The sequence below is a fragment of the Desulfobulbus oligotrophicus genome (assembly GCF_016446285.1).
GTDB classification, from domain to species: domain Bacteria; phylum Desulfobacterota; class Desulfobulbia; order Desulfobulbales; family Desulfobulbaceae; genus Desulfobulbus; species Desulfobulbus oligotrophicus.
In genome coordinates, this window is the sequence record NZ_CP054140.1 from 257,759 (window position 1) to 278,709 (window position 20,951).

The following is a 20,951-nucleotide window of genomic DNA, read 5'->3' on the forward strand; positions in this document are numbered from 1 at the left end:
ATGTTAGAGACTTTCAGTTCGATAGTTGGGTGCTTCTTTGGTGATGATAACATCGTGCACGTGTGATTCGCGTAGTCCAGCGGTGGAGATCTGGACAAATTGGGCTTTCTGATGCAGCTCCTCAATGGTGGCTGCACCGGTATAGCCCATGCCGGAGCGCAAACCACCGAGCAACTGATAGACCATCTCTGAAATCGGCCCACGGTACGGCACCTTGCCCTCAATACCCTCCGGCACCAGCTTGCTGCTCTGATCCTGGAAATACCGGTCACCGGAACCATCTTTCATGGCACCGATCGAACCCATGCCCCGGTACCCCTTGTACTTACGCCCCTGATACAGAAACGTCTCGCCCGGGGTTTCGTCCGTACCGGCAAAGAGCGAGCCGACCATGACCGAGTGGGCACCTATACCAATGGCCTTGCAGATATCACCGGAAAACTTGATACCACCGTCTGCTATCACCGGAATGCCCTTTTTGGAGGCAGCCTGCACACAGTCGTGCAAGGCACTGAGCTGCGGCACACCGACACCGGCCACGATGCGGGTGGTGCAGATTGATCCCGGCCCGACACCGACCTTGACACCGTTGGCACCGGCCTTGATCAGCGCTTCGGCCGCCTCGCCGGTGGCAATGTTGCCGGCGATCACCGACAGGGAAGGAAAACTCGACTTCAGTTTGCGAAGTGCCTCAAGAATACCGGCAGAATGACCGTGCGCCGAGTCGAGCACAACCACATCCACCTTGGCCCTGACCAGCGCCTCGGCCCGCACGAGCAGATCCGGCCCGATGCCGAGGGCGGCACCGGCCAGCAGACGGCCCATGGTGTCTTTGGCGGCATTGGGATACTGTCTGATCTTTTCAATATCTTTAATGGTGATCAGCCCTTTGAGCCGGCCGTCATCATCAACGATCAGCAGTTTTTCAATACGGTGCTCATGGAGCAGGGCCTTGCTGTGCGGCAGATCTATGCCCACTGGTGCGGTGACCAGTTTTTTACTGGTCATCACATCGCTGACCCTGAGGCCGTCATCTGAAACAAAACGAAGGTCACGGTTGGTGACAATGCCCACCAGTTTGTCACCGTCAATGACCGGCAGGCCGGAAATACGGTAGGTGCGCATGATCTGCTGTACTTCAGCAACGCTTTGGTGAGGAGTAACCGTGATGGGGTCATCGATCATACCGGATTCTGATTTCTTGACCCGTTCAACCTCCCTGGCCTGTTGTTCGATACTCATGTTCTTATGGATAATGCCGATGCCGCCTTCCCTGGCCATGGCAATGGCGGTCTGGTGTTCGGTCACTGTATCCATGGCTGCACTGAGCAGTGGAGCCTGCAAATCAATGGTATCGGTTAAACGGGTTTTGAGCGACACCTCCGATGGTAAAACCTCGGAGGCTCCCGGCACAAGGAGAACATCGTCAAAGGTGAGCGCAAAGGGAATGGAATGTTGCAACATGAGTTTTTACTTTCTCCTGCAGTGGAAACAAATAGTCTGCCCGTTCACCTGCATCAGGCGGCTGGTTGCCATTGTGGTGAACGGGTTTGCTGAGCCGGGTTCCGGCTGACTGACCGGCCCGGGATCTTTACAGTTTAATCTCGTCTTTTGTCTGGAAGAATGACCGGATACGGTATTGCCTGCTAAAGTAATAACGGAACAGATTCCGGTCAAAAAAAAAATCGGCCGGGCGCCAAAAGCCTGTGTTTTTACGGCTCATTTACAGCGGCATCCCGGGTAGATAAAAGAAATCACTGGATTTTAACGGTCTTTCCTGCTTAAATATGCAGTTCATTGAGATCAGCACCGCAACGGTTGCTTTTTTGTGTATCATTTTTTCTGACCGCCTCCACCCTGACCAGACCTTTGTACCTATGGCTAAGATCGTATCAATAAATCCGTCCAACCCTCAGCCGCGCCTCATTGCGCAGGCGGTTGAAATCCTGCAGCAGGGCGGTGTCATCTGCTATCCGACCGATACCATGTACGGCATCGGCTGCGACATCTTTAATCAGAAGGCTGTCAAGCGTGTGTATCAGATAAAAAGACGCCCGAAAAATAAACCCTTTACCTTTATGTGTGCCTCACTGACAAACATCAGCCACTATGGCCATGTGGGGAACACCGCCTATCGGCTGATGCGGAAAAATCTGCCGGGCCCGTACACCTTTGTTCTGTCCGGTACCAAACTCGTGCCAAAGATCATGTTAACCAAGCAGAAGACCGTGGGTATCCGTGTGCCTGACCACCCGGTCTGCCTGGCCATCATCGAGGCCCTGGAAAACCCCTTACTCAACACCAGTGCAACCATTGAGGACGAAGAACAGTCCATCACCAACAGCTACGATGTTGATGAACTCTTCGGCAAACAGGTTGATCTCATCATCGACAGTGGTGAAATTGTTCCACAGCCCTCCACAGTGATCTCTCTGCTGACCGACCAGCCGGAGATCCTGCGTGTCGGCAAGGGTGACACCGAACCCTTCCTCTGATCACCACTGTCCCGACCCCGCAAAACAAAAAAGACCGAACCCCCTGGGATCCGGTCTTCAACTCACCGACAAAAACCATTATTCAGCTTCGTCGATCAACATTTCCTTCAACGACTTACTCATGGTGAAATGCAGCGTCTTGCGCGCTGGAATATCCATCATCTTGCCGGTTTTCGGATTTTTAGTGGTGCGTGGTTTACGAGTGCGCACCGAAAAACTTCCAAACCCTCTGATTTCAACACGCCGTCCCTCTGTCAATGCCTGGGATATTTCCTCAAGTATTATTTCAACCGCCTGTGTAATGTCTTGTTTATAATAGTCGCCGAGTTGCTCGGAAACCTGGTTAATTAATTCACGCTTAAGCATGATTCGTATCCTTATAGTAAACTAACCGCATGCTGATAGGATGAATACATCACCGTCCACGGATAAAAGTAACAGGTTCACACCCGCTCTAGCAGCAGGTATGAACCTTGATGGATGATTCGAACTCTATACAGCCCGATTTATTTATTGGATTCTTCGTTGGCAGCCGCCTTCAGCAAGTCACCAAAAGTTGATGGTGCAGCACTTTGTGACTTCTGCAGGTACTCTTCAGGAACAGCACCCTGATTGTCTTCCTTCTCCTGCAGGGCCTTTACAGAGAGTCCGATCTTGCGGTCGTCTGCAGAGACATTGATGACCATGGCCTTCAATATATCATTGATGTTGAACATGCCCACCGGCGTCTTGACCTTGTCTTTTGAGATCTCAGACACATGCACCAACCCCTCAATGCCCTCTTCCAGCTGCACAAAGACACCGAAGTCGGTTACGTTGGTAATGGTGCCCTCGACAGTTGAGCCGATGGGATAGTTGCTTGCCGCCGCCTGCCATGGATCTGGCTCCAGCTGCTTGATACCAAGAGAGAATCGTTCGTTTTCCTTGTCAATCTTAAGGACCACCGCGTGGATGGTTTCACCCTTGGCGTACTTTTCGGACGGATGCTTGATCCGTTCGGTCCAGGACAGGTCGGACACGTGGATCAGGCCGTCAATACCTTCCTCAATGCCGATGAAAATACCAAAGTCAGTGATATTTTTGATTTTCCCCTCGATAACGGAGCCGACAGGATAGCTCTCCTCAACCACATCCCACGGGTTGGGCTGCAGCTGTTTCATGCCGAGGGAAATACGCTTGGTCTCAGCCTCGACCTTGAGCACCTGCACTTCGATCTCATCGCCGACACCGACGATTTTGGAAGGATGCCGTGGTTTTTTCGACCAGCTCATCTCCGAGATATGCACCAGACCTTCCACACCCTCTTCCAGCTCAACGAACACACCGTAATCCGTGATGGAAACGACCTTACCCATAACCCTTGATCCGGGGGCATACTGTTCGGGAACACGCTCCCAGGGATCGGTTTTCAGTTGCTTGACACCCAGGGAAACCCGGTCGGAATCTTTGTCGTACTTGAGAATTTTAACCTCGATCTCCTCACCGACGTTATACAGCTTGGAGGGATGCGAAACCCGTCCCCAGGAGAGATCGGTGATGTGGCAGAGGCCGTCCATACCGCCAAGGTCAATGAACAGACCGTAGTCCGTGATATTGGTGATGGCGCCGCGAATGATCTGCCCCTCTTCCAGGGTGTTGCGCATCTGCTCGCGCAGGGCGACACGCTGACTTTCAAGAATGGCCCGACGGCTGATCACAACGTTGTTGCGCTTGCGGTTGAACTTGAGGATCTTAAACTCAAAGGTCTCACCAATAAGGGCATCCAGATCCTTAACCGGCCGCAGATCGATCTGCGAATACGGAAGAAAGGCCGGCACACCGATATCAACAGACATACCGCCCTTAACCCGGTTATCGATACGGCCCTCAATTGTCCCGTCTTCTTCCTGAATTTCGGCAATCTGTTCCCAAACTTTGATGGCAATAGCTTTTTCGCGGGAGAGGAGCAGACCGCCCTCATCCTTCCGTTTTTCGATGAAGACTTCAAACTGGTCGCCGATGCTGACCACGCAGTCAGGGTCTTCATGACGAAATTCAGAAAGAGGAATGTAGCTTTCCGCCTTATCGCCGACATCGATCAGCGCGGCATCGCTCGTCAAGCCGACAACGGTACCGATGGCAACCTCACCGACATTGATAACGGTGCTGTTGTCTCCCTGTTCAAACAATTCCGCAAAACTGATTTCCTCATCAAAGTTCGTGTCATCTGCCGCAAAAGCGGGTTGAGTTCCGTTTTTTGTCATGGAGTTTCCTGTGATCGCCAATACTGGTCTTAAAAAGAATAATGGATCGGACGAAAAGACTAGCCTTGTCCCTGTTAGTAAAGATAAATTGTTTACCAGAGATTTTTTCAAAAAACAACTGTTTCCTCTTGAAAGAAGGTATTTCTTTCAATCGGAAAAACAGGATGAACGGACACGTTGTGCCCGGTAGCAGTCCGATAAAACAGTGGTACAGACCGGAAGGCGATCCGGAAAAGGCGGCCGGCAGGCAGCAGATTTACTGTTTGCCGTAGACGCTCAACTCCTCGAGCACAGGGCCGAACAACTCCTCGTACATGGGGATTGCCTTGCGCAAAATAACATCGAAATGACGAAGATCCGCCGTATTGACGGTGAGATTGGCACTGTAGGCCAGGGCCTGCAGGTTGTACAGGGTGTGGAGTGTCTTGCCGATGAGAATATAGTAGATGTAGCGTCGGCGATCCATGGACAGCCGGCACATGTGCCTGTGAAACACCGACTGTTCAAGAGGGCCCTCAAGCTCAATATCAAAGACAACACAGGCAAAGTTGACAAAACGCATCCGCTCAATGGCATCGGCAACCGTTTCCACCATGAACACCTGATACCCCACAGCTTCCAGCGCCTCACCGATCTGCTGCCGCTGCCCATCATGCTGATGCAGCACAAGCGCCATGGGGATATCTTCCACCTTCTCCTCAGTGTCAAAGAGGCCGGCGGCAAGCCAGTCCAGATTTGGTGGTGGCGGCGGCTGCACGCGGCCGACGGCCGATGGTGGCGATGGTGCAGCTCCAGCCGCAGATGGTACAGTTCCGGCCGCATCCAGATTGATGGTACCCCGGCAGTGAGGACATTTCAAAGCCAGCTGTTTCCCGGGTGTCAGTTGAGCCAGGGCCTGCTCCAGACGGGCTACCTGCTCACTGGTAAAGGAAAGTGCCTGCCGGCAGTTCGGACAATGGGTCAGCATGAAGTACGTTCCTTAAAAAAAATTATGTTCAAAATGAAACCGGATTGCAAACAATGGCCCCTTGCTGCGCTGCTCACCACCGCTGGTAAGGATCGACCTCTTCCTCCTCCATGCGCAGGTTATCGATATCTGAGGTACGCTCACCGCGTGCAGCCTTCACCGTGTCCATGCCCCGTTTAATTTCACTGCGGTGAGAGGCGTAGAGGATCGCGGACTCTTCGGTGATGAGTCCGGTTTCAAACAACTCGAGCAGGTGCTGGTCAAAGGTGCGCATATCTTTGGTGGAACCATCCCGGATGACATTGTAAAATGTCTTCTCCTCGGTTTCACCGTTGATGATCAGGTCTTTGATACGCAGACTGGTGCAGAGAATCTCCAGTGCTGCGACCCGTCCACCGCTGATACGCGGTAAAAGCCGCTGGCTGACAACCCAGCGGATGGCATCGGCCAGCCGATTGCGGATCTGCGGCTGTTCATCGGTCTCAAACATGCCCAGGATACGGTTGATGGTCTGACCGGCATCAATGGTATGCAGGGTGGAAAACACCACATGCCCGGTTTCCGAGGCTGTCAGAGCAATCTCCAGGGTCTCCCGGTCCCGGATCTCACCAACCAGGATGACCTTGGGAGCCTGACGCAGAGCCGCCCGGAGGCCGTTGGCAAAGGTGTCGAAGTCGTCACCCATCTCCCGCTGGTTAAAGGTGGCCTTCTTGTGCGGGTGGATATACTCAATCGGATCTTCCAGGGTAACGATATGCACCGGCCGTTCTTCATTGATCTTATTAAGAATTGCGGCCATGGATGTTGTCTTTCCCGTGCCGGTGGCACCGGTGAACAGGATCAGTCCGTTTACCTCCCGGGCCATCTTGCCAAAGGCATCAGGAAAATTAAAGGCCTGAATTGACGGGATTTTTGTTTCCAGTTTTCGTAAAACCGAGGAATAACATCCTTTCTGAGAAAAGATATTGACCCGGAAACGGACCTTGTCATCCAGGGAATAGGAGAGGTCGCAGGAGCCTTTGGTGACCAGATCCCGGAGCAGCCGGCGATTACCGCCGATGAGGTTGAGCGCAAAAACTTCAGATTGAAATGGCGTCAGCTCTGTGACCGGCGGGGTGACATCCACCGGGACAAGCACACCGTCACTTTCCACCTGAAGAGATTTGCCGACAGTGATGTTCAGATCAGACACCCGCGCATGCCTGTTGAGCATGGCGGTAATCCAATAGTTAATCTCCTGTTGCTTCATAGCGTATCCTGGTATTGAATTGACAAAAGCATTTTATTACGTTTTATCGCTTCACAGTGATGAAAGACAAGAAAAAAATAGTTTTGCCTTGAGGTGACGATTATGGCGAACCCATTACGGAGTGCGGTGACAACAGAGGGAAGAAGGATGGCCGGAGCCCGGGCACTCTGGCGGGCCAACGGCAGGCGGGAAGAACAGATGAACCGACCGGTGATTGCCGTGGTCAACTCCTTTACCCAGTTTGTTCCCGGGCACGTGCACCTTCACGACATCGGCCAGAGGGTCAAACAACAGATCGAAGCCCTAGGATGCTTTGCCGCTGAGTTCAACACCATCGCCATTGACGACGGTATCGCCATGGGACACGACGGCATGCTCTACTCCCTGCCGTCCCGAGAGCTGATTGCCGATTCGGTTGAGTACATGTGCAATGCCCACAAGGCCGACGCCATGGTCTGTATCTCCAACTGTGACAAGATCACCCCGGGCATGCTCATGGCGGCGATGCGCCTCAACATACCGGCGATCTTTGTCTCCGGAGGACCGATGGAGGCCGGACGCGCCGGCAACAAACCCATCGACCTGATCGACGCGATGATCCTGGCCGGTGACGAAACAGTAAGCGAGGCCGAGGTCGCCGAGGTCGAACGTTCTGCCTGTCCGACCTGCGGCTCCTGTTCCGGCATGTTTACCGCCAACTCGATGAACTGTCTTAACGAGGCACTGGGTTTGGCATTACCCGGAAACGGCACCGTGGTTGCCACCCACGCGACCCGGCTCACTCTTTTCGAACAGGCGGCACAACGGATCGTTGCCATGTGTGAAGCCTGGTACGACTGCGGTGACGACCGGGTTCTCCCCCGATCCATCGCCACCAAAGCCGCCTTCCGCAATGCCATGGCCCTTGACATCGCCATGGGTGGCTCGACCAACACCGTCCTGCACATCCTCGCCATTGCTCATGAGGCTGAGGTTGACTTCACCATGCAGGATATTGATGAGCTGTCCCGCCGGGTACCCAACCTGTGCAAAGTTGCACCAAGCTCCCACTATCACGTCGAAGATGTCAACCGTGCCGGCGGCGTACTGGGCATTCTGGCTGAACTGGATCGCGGCGGTCTGCTTGACACCTCGGTACACCGGGTCGACGGCATGACCCTGGACCAGGCACTGGCCCATTATGACATCATGCGTCCCGATGTTCAGGAGGCGGCACGTACGCTTTATCGCAGTGCTCCTGCCGGCAGACGCAACCTGGTGATGGGTTCGCAAAACACCTTCTACGACGAACTGGATACCGACCGGGTACATGGTTGTCTTCGCGATATTGACCACGCTTACTCGCAAGACGGCGGCCTGGCTGTTCTGTACGGCAACATTGCGGAAAAGGGCTGCATTGTCAAGACAGCCGGAGTGGACACCTCAATCCTCCACTTCATGGGGGCAGCCAAAATGTATCACTCTCAGGACGAGGCCTGTGACGCCATCCTCGGCGGCGATGTTCAGGCCGGCGATGTGGTGTTCATTCTCTACGAAGGCCCGAAGGGAGGCCCCGGCATGCAGGAGATGCTCTACCCCACCTCGTATCTTAAATCCCGGCACCTGGGCGCGGCCTGTGCGCTTGTCACCGACGGTCGATTCTCGGGCGGAACCTCAGGGCTGTCGATCGGCCATGTTTCACCCGAAGCAGCCGCCGGCGGCGCCATCGGCCTGGTTCGTAACGGTGATCGTATCGATATTAATATTCCCGAACGCTCTATCTCGCTGCTGATCAGCGAGGAGGAGATGCTTGCACGCCGTCGGGAAGAAGAGGCGCGGGGGAATCTGGCCTTCACCCCGGATAGAACTCGAACGGTTTCCACCGCTCTTCAGGCCTATGCACGCTTTGCCGCCTCTGCAGACAGGGGGGCGGTCCGCATTCTCACCCCGTAAGGTGCAGGGCAGCGACGGCCTGCAAAGACACGGACAGAAAAATCACTGCACCCGGCGTAGCCCACGCCGGGTTTTTTTGCTTGCGCACTGCAAACAAAAACCCCGCGAACACGCTCTATAAACGTATTTGCGGGGTAACAAGACGGCCAACGACTATAGCTTGTTTACATTTTCTGCAGCCGGTCCCTTGGCTCCACTGACAACCTCAAAAGTAACCCGATCACCTTCTTTCAGGGACTTGAAACCCTGGCCCTGAATCGCAGAGTAGTGCACAAACACGTCTTTGCCACCGTCCTGCTGAATAAAGCCAAATCCCTTAGAATCATTGAACCACTTCACTGTTCCCTCTGCCATAGCCGTTCCTCCTTGTGTGACGACCTAACTCAGGCCCGTATCCGGACCATTTTACGAATAAGGGTTCATCGTACAGCTGCCATCCCGGTGCTGCTCCAACAGCACTTCAGACGATGGAAGCATACGGCATGCCCCCTAAAAAAACCTGGATGATGCAGCGCGCGCTGCAAAGCATGATACACACACCGCAATAACCGGCTGTGCTCTATTGCCACCATTAGTATGTACCTGAAATGCACGATATGGGGCCTGAGCAAAAACGAAAAAGGGCCCATGAAAAAGACAGCGGTGAGTGAGAGAGGGACTTTCATTCAGCAAAACGATGTGCGAACATAACGGTACAGCAGGCAGAGGAAAATGTTCTCAACGGGGAACAACATGAGTGGAAATGAAAAGTAACTGTAAAACACAGGTATTTTAACTGTCCTGCCTGAGTAAGTGGGGCTGCCTTTCGGCACTGATATACTGTGGAGGTTCTACCGTAAAACACAGTGGAATGCCAGCTGTTTTTCACTGTCTGCAGTATTTCTTTTAACAGGCGGGCTGTGGTTCCCGCCTCTTCAGGCTGTCTGTTTGAGGAGCGGATGTCCCATATCCTCCCGCAACTTGACATATCGCTGGGCAACCAAACGGACGATATGGCGTATTCTGCCGATATACCGTGTGCGCTCGGAAACGCTGATCGCCTGCCGGGCATCGAGCAGATTGAAGGTATGTGAACACTTGAGGCAGTAATCGTAACTGGGAAGAATCAGGTTTTTTTCAGCCAGCCTCAGGGCCTCACGCTCATAGGTGTCAAAGGCGATCATCAGATCAGGAACGCTGGCCTCTTCAAAGTTAAAAACAGAGTACTCTTTTTCCGCCTGGTGGAAGATCTCCCCATAGGTGACATCCCGGTTCCAGGCGATATCGTAGACGGAATCCACCTTCTGCAGGTACATGGCAATCCGTTCAAGCCCGTAGGTGATCTCAACAGTGACGGGTTTCAGGTCAATGGAACCGGCCTGTTGGAAATAGGTGAACTGAGTGATCTCCATCCCGTCCAACCAGACTTCCCAGCCCAATCCCCAGGCACCAAGGGTTGGTGATTCCCAGTCATCCTCAACAAAGCGGATATCGTGCTCAAGAAGGTTGAGGCCGAATCTCTCAAGACTTTCCAGAAACATCTCCTGAATATTGGCCGGAGATGGCTTGATCACCACCTGATACTGGTAGTAGTGCTGCAACCGGTTAGGATTTTCGCCGTACCGTCCGTCGGTCGGGCGCCGCGACGGTTGAACATAGGCGGCCTTCCAGGGCTCCGGTCCCAGGGCGCGGAGTGTTGTGGCGGGATGAAAGGTACCGGCCCCCACTTCCATATCATAGGGCTGCATGACAACACAGCCCGCGGTTGCCCAGTAGCTGTTCAAGGTGGCAATGATATCCTGAAAATACATGATAAATTCTTTCCAGTATTGATTGTTGGTAGATCATGGCTACAAGTGTGCAGCAATCTACCACAGCCTGAAGCACGGGTAAATGAAATTATCGGCATCGGGCCGCAGGGATACAGGGCAGCGCCTTGACAGGAGTATTGCATGGAACCACAATTTTTACGCATTCGCGGGGCGCGGATGCACAATCTGAAGAACATCTCTGCCGACTTGCCGCGTAACAAGCTGATCGTCTTTACCGGCCTGTCCGGTTCAGGCAAATCGACACTGGCCTTTGACACCCTTTATGCCGAAGGGCAAAGACGCTATGTTGAATCACTCTCCACCTATGCCAGGCAGTTTCTCGGCCAGATGGACAAACCCGATGTTGACCTGCTTGAAGGGTTGTCACCGGCCGTATCCATCGAACAGAAGACCACCAGCAAAAATCCGCGTTCCACCGTTGGTACAGTGACCGAGATCTATGATCACCTTCGCCTGCTCTTTGCCCGGGCGGGACAACCGCACTGCCCCCAGTGCGGCCAACCGATCCGATCACAGTCGGTGCACGATATCCTGGAGGCCCTGCTCAACCGGCCGGAAGGAGAAAAACTGCTGCTCCTGGCTCCGGTTATCAAACACAAAAAAGGGCAACATGAGCAGGTGTTGCAGCGGCTGCGCAAGGAGGGCTTTGTTCGGGCAAGGGTGGACGGTGAGATCCGCTCTTTAAGCGAGGAGATTGTTCTTGATAAAAACAAGTACCACTACATCGAGGCGGTGGTGGACCGGCTGGTTATCAAATCTTCCATTCGCCGGCGATTGGACGAATCAGTAAGTACCGCCCTCACACTCAGTGGCGGCACCCTGCTGGCGTTTTTCCCGGACAGCGACGAAGAGGTACTCTTCAGCGAGTCCGCCGCCTGTCACCAGTGCTCCATCTCGGTGCCTGAACTTTCCACGCAGCTGTTTTCCTTTAACAATCCCCAGGGCGCCTGTCCGGTCTGCAGCGGTCTCGGAGTCAACCAGTTCATCGATGAGCGGCTGATTGTTCCGGACCCGACCCTTTCTCTGCTCGATGGTGCCATTGCCCCCTGGACCCGTCGTCGACTCTCCACACAGTCACACCACTGGATAGAAGCATTCTCCCGGCACTACGGTTTTGCACCGGACACCCCTTTTGCCGACCTGCCGGCCAAGGCCCGGAAGGCGTTACTGCAGGGGACCGGTCGGGAAAAGCTGGAGTTCATCCATACCCGTGGCCGCCGCACCCTGGTGTCGCAGATCGCCTTTGAAGGAATCGTTCCCCGGCTCAACCGGTTGTTTCGCGAAACCACCTCCAACCGTTTACGCGATGAGATCGAGGAGTTCATGACGGAACAGAACTGTCCGGCCTGCCGGGGAGCACGCCTCAAACCGGAAGCCCTGGCAGTACGGGTCGGCCGCTGGTCCATCATTGAACTGTGCCGCCTGGCCATTGAACAGCTGGTGGTGGAACTAGAGACACTTACCTTTGAGCCCCGTCAGACGGTCATTGCCACCCCGATCCTTAAGGAGATCCGTGAACGGCTCTCCTTTCTCCAGGGCGTGGGGCTTGGTTACCTGTCGCTGGACAGAAAGGCCGGTACTCTGTCCGGGGGAGAGGCGCAACGTATCCGGCTTGCCTCACAGATCGGCTCCGGCCTGGCCGGCGTCCTCTATATCCTTGATGAACCCAGTATCGGGCTGCATCAGCGCGATAACAACAAGCTCATCAAAACGCTGATCAACCTCCGGAACCTGGGGAACACGGTGATTGTGGTCGAACACGATTCCGACACCATCGCCAATGCCGACCATGTTCTCGACATCGGTCCCGGTGCCGGTGTTCACGGCGGCGAAATCCTCTACTCCGGGCCGGTACCGGGCCTGCTCGACTGCGAGCTCTCCCAGACCGGCGGTTATCTTTCCGGCCGTTTAAAAATCGACGTACCGGCAAAACGGCGGCCGGCAACCAAACGGGCCATTGAAGTGCGCGGCGCCACCATCAACAACCTGCAGAAGCTGTCTGTCAGCTTCCCGTTGGGACTGATGACCTGCGTCACCGGCGTCTCCGGTTCCGGCAAGAGTTCTCTGGTGATCGAAACCGTCTTTCGTGAGGCTGAACGGTATTTTGCCGATAAAAAGGGGTACCTGCGCGGCCCCCATGTTCTGCACGGTCTGGAGCAGCTCGACAAGGTGATCGACATCGACCAGAGCCCCATCGGTCGTACCCCGCGCTCCAACCCGGCCACCTATACCGGGGTGATGACACCGATCCGTGAACTCCTGGCCCGTCTTCCCGAATCCCGTGCCCGCGGTTACAAGCCCGGTCGCTTCAGCTTTAACCTCAAGGGTGGACGCTGCGAGGCATGCGAGGGTGACGGCGTCCTCCGCATTGCCATGCACTTTCTCCCTGATATCTATGTAACCTGTGAACGCTGTCAAGGGAAACGCTACAACCAGGAAACGCTTGATATTCGCTACAAGGAGAAGAACATAGCTGAAATCCTGCAGATGACCGTGGAAGAAGCGCTGGAGTTCTTTCAAAACGTACCGCCCATTGCCGGCCGCCTGCAGACCATTGTTGATGTGGGTCTGGGGTACCTTTCTTTAGGCCAGAGCTCGGTGACACTGTCCGGCGGTGAGGCACAGCGGGTCAAACTGGCAAAAGAACTGAGTCGCCGCTCCACCGGCCAGACCCTCTACATCCTCGATGAACCAACAACCGGTCTGCATCCCGCCGATATCCAGCACCTGCTGCGCGTGCTCGATCGGCTGGTCAGCAGCGGCAATACAGTGGTTGTGATTGAACACAACCTGGATGTGATTAAAACAGCCGACCATGTGATCGATATCGGCCCTGAAGGCGGCAGCGGCGGCGGGCAGGTCATTGCCACCGGCACTCCGGAGGCGGTTGCCCGCATCCCCGATTCCTACACCGGCATGTTTCTGAAACAATTTCTGAACAACGACTAACGATTTTTCATTGTCTTTCCAAACTGTCGCCTGTTAGGATGCCCGGCAGAGCATCAACCCGAACCGGCGGCCGTCTCACCAACGCCTGTTTTTATTGACTTTTACCACAAGGACATACCATGTCAGACCAGATCCCTGAACAGCAGGAAATTCCGATTTTCCGCATGCAGAAGATGTACATTAAAGATTTTTCCTTTGAGAGTCCCAACAGTCCCAAGATCTTCCTGGTCCGCGATCAGAATCCCAAGGTGGACTTCAACCTGCAGTTGAAAAATCAGAAACTCGACGACGACCACAGTGAAGTTTCCATTGCCATCACTGCCAAAGTACTGGATAAAAAGAATGATGACTCGGTCATGTTCATCGTTGAAATCGAACATGCTGCCGTTTTCCTGATGAAGAACATTCCCGAGGAACACCACGACCGGGTACTGGCGGTCGACTGTCCGCTCATGCTCTTTCCCTTTACCCGGCAGATCGTCTGTCAGGCGGCGGTGGACGGCGGTTTCATGCCGTTTTTAATGGAGCCCATCAACTTCATTGCCCTGTACGACAATGCCCAGCAACAGGAAAAGGATGCATAACGAACAGACAACCATTTTCAGGAAAAGCACATAAAAAAAGCAGCGGAACCCATGGCCCTTTTTACTGTTCAACACAATAAAGAAGGCGATAACAGATATCTCTTACCCGTCTTCCGGTGTCACCGCCGGTAACAGAAAACAGGCAGCGCCTGCACAACTTCTTTTGAAAAAGTGCAGGCCCGGCCTTTCCTGAGCATACAGACAACAATCAACCGCTGCGGTTGATGACAGACCCGGGGAGATCATCATGCTGTATTCAACAGAACACAAAACTTCACTTGGAACAGTCACTCTGGTCAGCGACGGCGACAGCCTTGTCGGCCTCTGGGCCGACGGCCAGAAATACTTTGCCGCCACCGTGCAGAACAAGGTCCTGACGCCGTCAGACCTGCCTGTCTTTACCCTGGTCAAGCAGTGGCTGGACAGGTACTTTGCCGGAGAAAAACCGGCGATCTCGGAACTGCCGCTGTCTCCCCGGGGAAGTGCCTTCAGAACAGCGGTCTGGGATATGCTGTGTGCCATTCCCTACGGACAGGTGACCACCTATGGTGCCATTGCCAGGGCAATGGCGGCCAAGCTGCACAAGGAAAGGATGTCCAGCCAGGCAGTGGGCGGAGCAGTGGGGCACAACCCCATCTCCATCATTATCCCCTGCCACAGGGTTGTCGGCTCGAACGGCAGCCTGACGGGTTATGCCGGGGGTATCGATAAAAAAATACAGCTTCTGGAACTTGAAGGGGTGGATACTTCGCAGTTTTTCATTCCGAAAAAAGGCACGGCTCTGTAACACCGATGTTTTTTGAATACGGAGAACAGGAAACAGCCTATCTCAAGAAAAAAGATCAGGCCCTGGCCGGGGTCATTGACGAAGTCGGGCACATCCACCGGGAGGTCATACCCGATCTGTTCGCAGCGCTTATCCATGCGATCATCGGCCAGCAGATCTCCACCAAGGCGCATACAACCGTCTGGCAACGCGCCCAGACCATGTTTGCGCCAATAACACCGGAACACATCGTCTCTCTTCCGGTGGACAGGCTGCAAACCTGCGGCATCTCCATGAGAAAGGCCGTGTACATCCATGAAATGGCCGCAACCGTCTTAAACGGCAGCCTTGACCTGGACGAACTGCACGCTCTGGATGATGACGCCGTGTGCAAACGCCTGTGCACAATCCGCGGTATCGGCGTGTGGACGGCGGAGATGCTGATGACCTTTTCCATGCAGCGCCCGGATATCTTAAGCTGGGGCGATCTGGCTATCCAGCGTGGCCTCAGGATGCTCTATCGACATCGGGCCATCACCCCGGCCCTGTTTACAAAGTACAGAAGGCGATACTCCCCGTACTCCACCGTGGCCAGCCTCTATCTCTGGGCTCTGGCCGGGGGCGCCTGCAGCGGATATACTGATCCGGCGCCCGGAAAGAACGCTCTCAAAAAAACCGGATCAACACCGGACAGATAAAAAAAACTGCAGCGAGATGCCATGATTTTTGTTCTGCTTGAAGTGATCATTAAAAAAGAGGGGATGCAACAGTACCTTGCCCTGGCGGCGGCTCTGAGAGACGAACTTGCACAGGCCGAGGGGTTTATCCGCTCAGAACGATTCCAAAGCCTGACCGATGAGCGCAAGCTGCTCAGCCTGTCGGTCTGGGAAAGTGAACAGGCTGTGGAACAGTGGCGGAACACCGCAAAACACCGCTTGAGTCAACAGCAGGGCCGTGCAGCTCTGTTCGACAGCTATACGCTGACCGTTGCCGCAAAGATCAGATCGTACACCAAAGACGATCGCACAGAAACACCCGGAGACTCAAAAGAGTTCTTTGCCGGACCCTCTTCAGACTGAAGCGGAAGAAAGGCTGCGAACAGATCCGGCTACAGACGGGCATCGACTGTGTTTTCTTTGACCTTAACCCTTTTTCAAGGAGTTTCCCATGTCGCACGTTCTCATCATTGGTGCCGGCGGTGTCGGCAGCGTTGTTGCCCATAAGTGCGCCCAGGTGCCGGAGGTCTTCTCCCGTATCACCCTGGCCAGCCGAACCCTGTCCAAATGCGAAGACATCGCCCGATCCGTCAAACAGCGTACCGGCATACGCATTGCCGTGGAACAGGTGAATGCCGACGATGTGACCGCAACCAGCGCTCTCATCAGACAGCTCAGCCCCGACCTGGTTCTCAACGTTGCCCTGCCCTATCAGGACCTGCCGCTGATGGACGCCTGCCTGGCAACCGGCGTTGACTACCTTGATACCGCCAATTACGAACCACCGGACGTGGCCAGGTTCGAGTATAAGTGGCAGTGGGCCTATCAGGACAGCTTTACCGAAAAAGGCATCATGGCTCTGCTTGGTTCCGGTTTTGACCCGGGCGTGACCAACGTGTTCACCGCCTGGGCGGCAAAACATCACTTTGACGAGATCCACCAGCTCGACATCATCGACTGCAACGCCGGAGACCATGGGCAAGCCTTTGCCACCAACTTCAATCCGGAAATCAACATCCGGGAAATCACCCAGCGCGGGCGATACTTTGAACACGGAGAGTGGGTGGAAACCGACCCCCTGTCCTGGTCCATGACCTTTGATTTTCCCGAGGGGATCGGCCCGAAAAAATGCTACCTCATGTTTCACGAAGAGCTGGAATCTCTGGTGCGAAATATTAAAGGGCTTAAACGGGCACGTTTCTGGATGACGTTTTCCGACCAGTACCTCACCCACCTGCGGGTACTGGAAAACGTCGGCATGACCCGGATCGACCCGGTGCTGTATCAGGGGCAGGAGATCGTGCCCATTCGATTTTTAAAAGCGGTTCTGCCCGAACCGGCCTCGCTCGGCCCCCTGACCAAAGGACGAACCTGTATCGGGTGTCTCATGAAAGGGATAAAAGACGGTAAAGAAAAACAGCTCTACATCTACAACATCTGCAGCCATGAAGAGGCCTATCGTGAGGTCGGTTCCCAGGCAATCAGCTACACCACCGGGGTACCGGCAATGATCGGCGCCAAGATGATGTTGCAGGGGTTGTGGAAACGACCCGGTGTCTGGAATATGGAAGAGTTCGATCCAGACCCCTTTATGCATGACCTCAATACCTATGGTCTGCCCTGGACCGTGGTTGAACTGTGAGCACAACCGAAAACAACCGCTATAACGGTCGGCTCGCCTGCCGTTTTAATCCTGCCGAAGTGGCAACCCCGGCCTTTGTGGTTGATGAGGGATTGCTTGCCGACAATCTCACCATCCTGGCCCGGGTCAAAGAGCAGACCGGCTGCAGGATCCTGCTGGCCCTGAAATGTTTCGCCATGTTCAGTGTCTTTCCTCTGCTGCGGCAGGTACTGGACGGGGTGTGCTGCAGTTCACCGCACGAGGCCCGGCTGGGAAGAGAAGAGTTCGGCCGGGAGGTGCACAGTTTTGCCGCGGCCTACTCGGAAGAAGATATCAAACAGCTGGCCGTGACCTCCGATCACCTGATCTTCAACTCCTTTGCCCAGTGGCAACGATTCCGCCGGCCGGCTGAAGCCTCAGCCGGGGCTGCCGGTCGGCATCCGGCATTCGGCCTGCGGATCAACCCGGAACATTCCGAAGGCGCCATTCCGCTGTACGATCCCTGTGCGCCGGGGTCACGGCTCGGCATCCGTCGGGCCGACTTCCGCACCGACCTGCTGGACGGTATCAGCAGTCTGCACTGGCACAACCTCTGTGAACAGGATGCCGACTGCCTGCAACGAACTGTTGATGCGGTTGAACAGCGTTTCGGCGATATCATCCCCCGCATGCGCCACGTCAACTTCGGCGGCGGCCACCATATCACCCGGCCCGGCTATCGGCTTGACCTGCTCATCAATACGATCAATCGTTTTCAAAGGCACTGGAATGTGCAGGTCTATCTTGAACCCGGCGAGGCGGTTGCCCTTAATGCCGGTTACCTGGTGACCACAGTGCTTGATGTGGTGCAGGCTGACCTGCCGATCGTCATCATCGACGCATCCGTACCGGCACACATGCCGGATGTGCTGGAGATGCCGTACCGGCCGCACATCGTCGGATCCGACGAGCCCGGCAAAAAGGCATGGACCTGCCGGATCGGCGGCCTCTCGTGCCTGGCAGGCGATGTTGCCGGGGAATACTCCTTTGACCGGCCCCTGACTTTGGGATCAAAACTGGTGTTCACCGACATGGCCATTTACACCATGGTCAAGACCAACACCTTCAACGGTGTGCAGCTGCCCTCCATAGTGCGCTATCATCCGGACAGTGATCAGCTCAGCCTGGTTCGCCGGTTCGGCTACGAAGACTTCAAGAACCGGCTCAGTTAACCTGCCCTGTGCAGCCTGCCGCACGTGCCCCAAACCACCAGACAAAATATTGACAGATTGCGGCAGGTTGAATAGGGTAGCCTGCACCTTTACAGGCAGATCAGCCGCATTGGATCAACACACACTGAAGGAGCCCAGCCATGGTCGATATGCTCTACACCCCCAGAAGTGAAGTTGACGCCCGCATCGCAGCCTTTCAGGCTACCCTGGACCAGCTGCATCTTGACGGTGCCCTGATCATTCATCACACCAACCTCTTCTACCTCAGCGGCACCTCACAGGCAGCCCACCTGTTTATACCCCGCTCCGGCAAACCGCTGCTCATGGTGCGCAAGAGCTTTGAGCGTGCCTGCCGGGAATCTCCCCTTGAAGATATTGTAGCGGTCAAAAGCCTGAAGATGATCCCGGGGATCCTGAAAGAGCGGGGCTATACCGCTGCTAACATCGGCCTTGAGCTGGATGTTATCCCCTATACCACCTGGCAGTTTTACACAAAGATTTTCAATCACAGCACCTTTACCGACATTGCCGACTCCCTGAAACGTATACGGACCATCAAGTCTGCATACGAGATCGATCTTTTGCAGAGGTCCTGCACTGCTCTTGACGAGGTCTTTGCGGAGGTGCCGGCCTGGCTGCGGGAAGAAATGACTGAAATCGAACTGGCCAGCCTGTTTGAGGCGGGTATACGTCGACGCGGTTACGGCGGCTGCTCCAAGATGCGGGCCTTTAATCAGGATTTTTTCATGGGCCATGTGGTGAGCGGTGCCAGTGGTGCCGTGCCGACCTACTTCGACGGCCCGGTGGGCGGCCACGGCCTGACCCCGGCCAACAACCCCCATGGCGCGGGCTGGCAGGTTATCCGCCGCAATGAAGTTGTGTACATCGACTACACCTGCGTTATCAACGGCTATACCGCTGACGAGACACGAGTATTTGTCATCGGTGATGTTGCCGATCATCTGCGCCGGGCACATGTCGCCAGCCTTGCCATCCAGGCTGAACTGGTGAACATGATCAAACCGGGCGTACCGTGTGAAGCAGTGTACAACAGATCGCTTGAACTGGCTGAACAGGCGGGGCTGGCGGATCACTTCATGGGGATCGGCAGCAGCCGGGTTCGCTTTATCGGCCATGGCCTGGGGCTGGAACTTGACGAATACCCGATCTTTGCCAACGGTATTCAGATGCCGCTGGCCGAAGGCATGACCTTTGCGCTCGAACCGAAATTCGTCTTTGCCGATGGTGCCATCGGCACTGAAAACACCTATGTTCTCAGACACAACGGCCCCCAGGTGTTAACACATGCCGTGGAAACGATCACCCGGGTCTGAACAGAGACGACTGAAAAAAGCTGACCGTAACCGGATCTTTGACACAACAGAAAGAGAGCACAATGCCGGAAGCCATATCGTCTGCCTGTGCACGGTTGCCATCGCAGCAATAGCAAGCTTTTTTTCTTGACTCCCCAGGGGATTTCCGGCAGCCTGTCTATAGAGCTGAACTTTTTTTAACGACCTATCTTCCCGTGTACAATGGTCACTTTTGTGAACAACTTTTTCAGATTACAGTCAAAAAAAGACGCGGCATCCCAACCGGGATCGCACAGAAGCAACGAGACCGTCAGCTCACCTCCTCCTCCGGCAATGCAGGGTGATATCGGTATTATTGCCCTGGAAAACGTCTTTCAACTCTTTGACCTCGCCGCCCTGACAGGCAAGCTTGAAATCGAATCACCCACTGACTGCGGTATCTTTTACTTTCGCAACGGTGCCCTCATTCACGGTCTGCTTCGTATCAACCAGCGAAAAATCGGCCAACTGCTGCTGGAAGCCCAGGTCATTACCCAGGAACAGCTCGACGAATGTCTGCACCTGCACGAGCAGTCCAGCAACCGGCAGCGCTTTGGGCAGCTGCTTATTGAAAAAGGGTATGTCAAACCCGGGTGGCTGGATAAATCTCTGCTGACCCAGGTCAAGGAAGCCTTTTTTGCGACCCTGTCCTGGCAGGAGGGCAGCTTTCGTTTCTATCCCAACCAGCTGCCGGAAAAGGGTGCCACCCAGTTTTATACCCGCATCGATCATCTTCTTCTCGAAGGCATGATGGCCATCGACGAACATGGTGCTCCGGACGGCGGCGATGACGAATAAGTGCAACTTTAAAACCTGCGCCCCCGGACTGTCTTACAGGCGTCGAACACCCGCCTATCTCGCGTTTTTCATCACTTTCTGTTCGATTATCTGATGTTCCTGTAGTATAGAGCTATCACTTTTCCTGTCTGCTCCGGCAACGGCTCATCTGGAAGCATCCCCACCGATCGCAACGCCGACAACCGGTGCATACACGCGCAGTAACCACACCGCGCCGACAATGGCCCAGGGTACCACACGCATATTGCGTTGTTTTG

General features: G+C 54.8%; 18 protein-coding genes. 11 read left to right on the forward strand and 7 right to left on the reverse strand.

The genetic code is table 11. The features are described from left to right. Positions 1 to 3 precede the first annotated feature (3 nt). Positions 4 to 1,464: an IMP dehydrogenase gene (gene guaB, locus HP555_RS01135; protein ID WP_199263390.1), complete on the reverse strand. Its 1,461-nt coding sequence runs from the start codon at positions 1,462 to 1,464 to the stop codon at positions 4 to 6. A 413-nt stretch (positions 1,465 to 1,877) separates the two neighbouring features. On the opposite strand from guaB, the gene HP555_RS01140 reads away from it, so the two are divergent. Then, a complete protein-coding gene (locus tag HP555_RS01140) occupies positions 1,878 to 2,495 on the forward strand; it encodes an L-threonylcarbamoyladenylate synthase (protein WP_199263391.1) in 618 nt (205 codons plus the stop codon). Between the two features lie 78 nt (positions 2,496 to 2,573). On the opposite strand, the gene HP555_RS01145 is transcribed toward HP555_RS01140, so the two are convergent. The 4 genes from HP555_RS01145 to HP555_RS01160 all read right to left on the reverse strand — a co-directional run bounded on the left by HP555_RS01145 (position 2,574) and on the right by HP555_RS01160 (position 6,954). Next, on the reverse strand, positions 2,574 to 2,861 hold the full coding sequence (locus HP555_RS01145; protein WP_199263392.1) for an HU family DNA-binding protein: 288 nt from the start codon (positions 2,859 to 2,861) through the stop codon (positions 2,574 to 2,576). Positions 2,862 to 3,001: 140 nt separating this feature from the next. Then, positions 3,002 to 4,738: a 30S ribosomal protein S1 gene (locus HP555_RS01150; protein ID WP_199263393.1), complete on the reverse strand. Its 1,737-nt coding sequence runs from the start codon at positions 4,736 to 4,738 to the stop codon at positions 3,002 to 3,004. A 256-nt stretch (positions 4,739 to 4,994) separates the two neighbouring features. Further along, positions 4,995 to 5,705, reverse strand: coding sequence for a zinc ribbon domain-containing protein (locus tag HP555_RS01155; protein ID WP_199263394.1), 711 nt, complete (start codon positions 5,703 to 5,705; stop codon positions 4,995 to 4,997). A gap of 73 nt (positions 5,706 to 5,778) precedes the next feature. After that, positions 5,779 to 6,954, reverse strand: coding sequence for a type IV pilus twitching motility protein PilT (locus HP555_RS01160; protein WP_199263395.1), 1,176 nt, complete (start codon positions 6,952 to 6,954; stop codon positions 5,779 to 5,781). Positions 6,955 to 7,056: 102 nt separating this feature from the next. Between HP555_RS01160 and ilvD the strand changes: the two genes are divergently transcribed. After that, positions 7,057 to 8,886 (forward strand): dihydroxy-acid dehydratase, encoded by a 1,830-nt coding sequence (gene ilvD / locus HP555_RS01165; protein WP_199263396.1) that lies wholly within the window; start codon positions 7,057 to 7,059, stop codon positions 8,884 to 8,886. Positions 8,887 to 9,039: 153 nt separating this feature from the next. Here ilvD and HP555_RS01170 read toward each other — a convergent pair whose 3' ends face one another. Continuing rightward, positions 9,040 to 9,240, reverse strand: coding sequence for a cold-shock protein (locus tag HP555_RS01170; protein ID WP_199263397.1), 201 nt, complete (start codon positions 9,238 to 9,240; stop codon positions 9,040 to 9,042). A 560-nt stretch (positions 9,241 to 9,800) separates the two neighbouring features. Then, positions 9,801 to 10,676 carry a glycine--tRNA ligase subunit alpha gene (glyQ, locus tag HP555_RS01175; protein ID WP_233249221.1) on the reverse strand — a complete coding sequence of 292 codons (876 nt, stop codon included), beginning with the start codon at positions 10,674 to 10,676 and terminating at the stop codon, positions 9,801 to 9,803. Positions 10,677 to 10,817: 141 nt separating this feature from the next. On the opposite strand from glyQ, the gene uvrA reads away from it, so the two are divergent. From uvrA to HP555_RS01220, 9 genes are all read left to right on the forward strand, one after another. Then, entirely contained in the window at positions 10,818 to 13,646 is a 2,829-nt protein-coding gene (uvrA, locus tag HP555_RS01180) for an excinuclease ABC subunit UvrA (RefSeq protein WP_199263398.1), read from the forward strand. Positions 13,647 to 13,765: 119 nt separating this feature from the next. After that, positions 13,766 to 14,230 (forward strand): protein-export chaperone SecB, encoded by a 465-nt coding sequence (secB, locus tag HP555_RS01185; RefSeq protein ID WP_199263399.1) that lies wholly within the window; start codon positions 13,766 to 13,768, stop codon positions 14,228 to 14,230. A 247-nt stretch (positions 14,231 to 14,477) separates the two neighbouring features. Further along, positions 14,478 to 15,017 carry a methylated-DNA--[protein]-cysteine S-methyltransferase gene (locus tag HP555_RS01190; RefSeq protein WP_199263400.1) on the forward strand — a complete coding sequence of 180 codons (540 nt, stop codon included), beginning with the start codon at positions 14,478 to 14,480 and terminating at the stop codon, positions 15,015 to 15,017. Positions 15,018 to 15,022: 5 nt separating this feature from the next. After that, complete coding sequence (locus tag HP555_RS01195) at positions 15,023 to 15,694, forward strand: DNA-3-methyladenine glycosylase family protein (RefSeq protein WP_199263401.1); 672 nt, start codon at positions 15,023 to 15,025, stop codon at positions 15,692 to 15,694. Positions 15,695 to 15,715: 21 nt separating this feature from the next. Further along, positions 15,716 to 16,075, forward strand: coding sequence for an antibiotic biosynthesis monooxygenase family protein (locus HP555_RS01200; RefSeq protein ID WP_199263402.1), 360 nt, complete (start codon positions 15,716 to 15,718; stop codon positions 16,073 to 16,075). An 88-nt stretch (positions 16,076 to 16,163) separates the two neighbouring features. Further along, positions 16,164 to 17,354, forward strand: coding sequence for a saccharopine dehydrogenase family protein (locus HP555_RS01205; protein WP_199263403.1), 1,191 nt, complete (start codon positions 16,164 to 16,166; stop codon positions 17,352 to 17,354). Further along, positions 17,351 to 18,544 (forward strand): carboxynorspermidine decarboxylase, encoded by a 1,194-nt coding sequence (gene nspC / locus HP555_RS01210; RefSeq protein ID WP_199263404.1) that lies wholly within the window; start codon positions 17,351 to 17,353, stop codon positions 18,542 to 18,544. Before HP555_RS01205 ends, nspC begins: the two co-directional genes overlap by 4 nt. 140 nt (positions 18,545 to 18,684) lie before the next feature. Next, positions 18,685 to 19,878 carry a M24 family metallopeptidase gene (locus HP555_RS01215; protein ID WP_199263405.1) on the forward strand — a complete coding sequence of 398 codons (1,194 nt, stop codon included), beginning with the start codon at positions 18,685 to 18,687 and terminating at the stop codon, positions 19,876 to 19,878. Positions 19,879 to 20,091: 213 nt separating this feature from the next. Next, on the forward strand, positions 20,092 to 20,694 hold the full coding sequence (locus HP555_RS01220) for a DUF4388 domain-containing protein (RefSeq protein ID WP_199263406.1): 603 nt from the start codon (positions 20,092 to 20,094) through the stop codon (positions 20,692 to 20,694). Positions 20,695 to 20,951 lie beyond the last annotated feature (257 nt).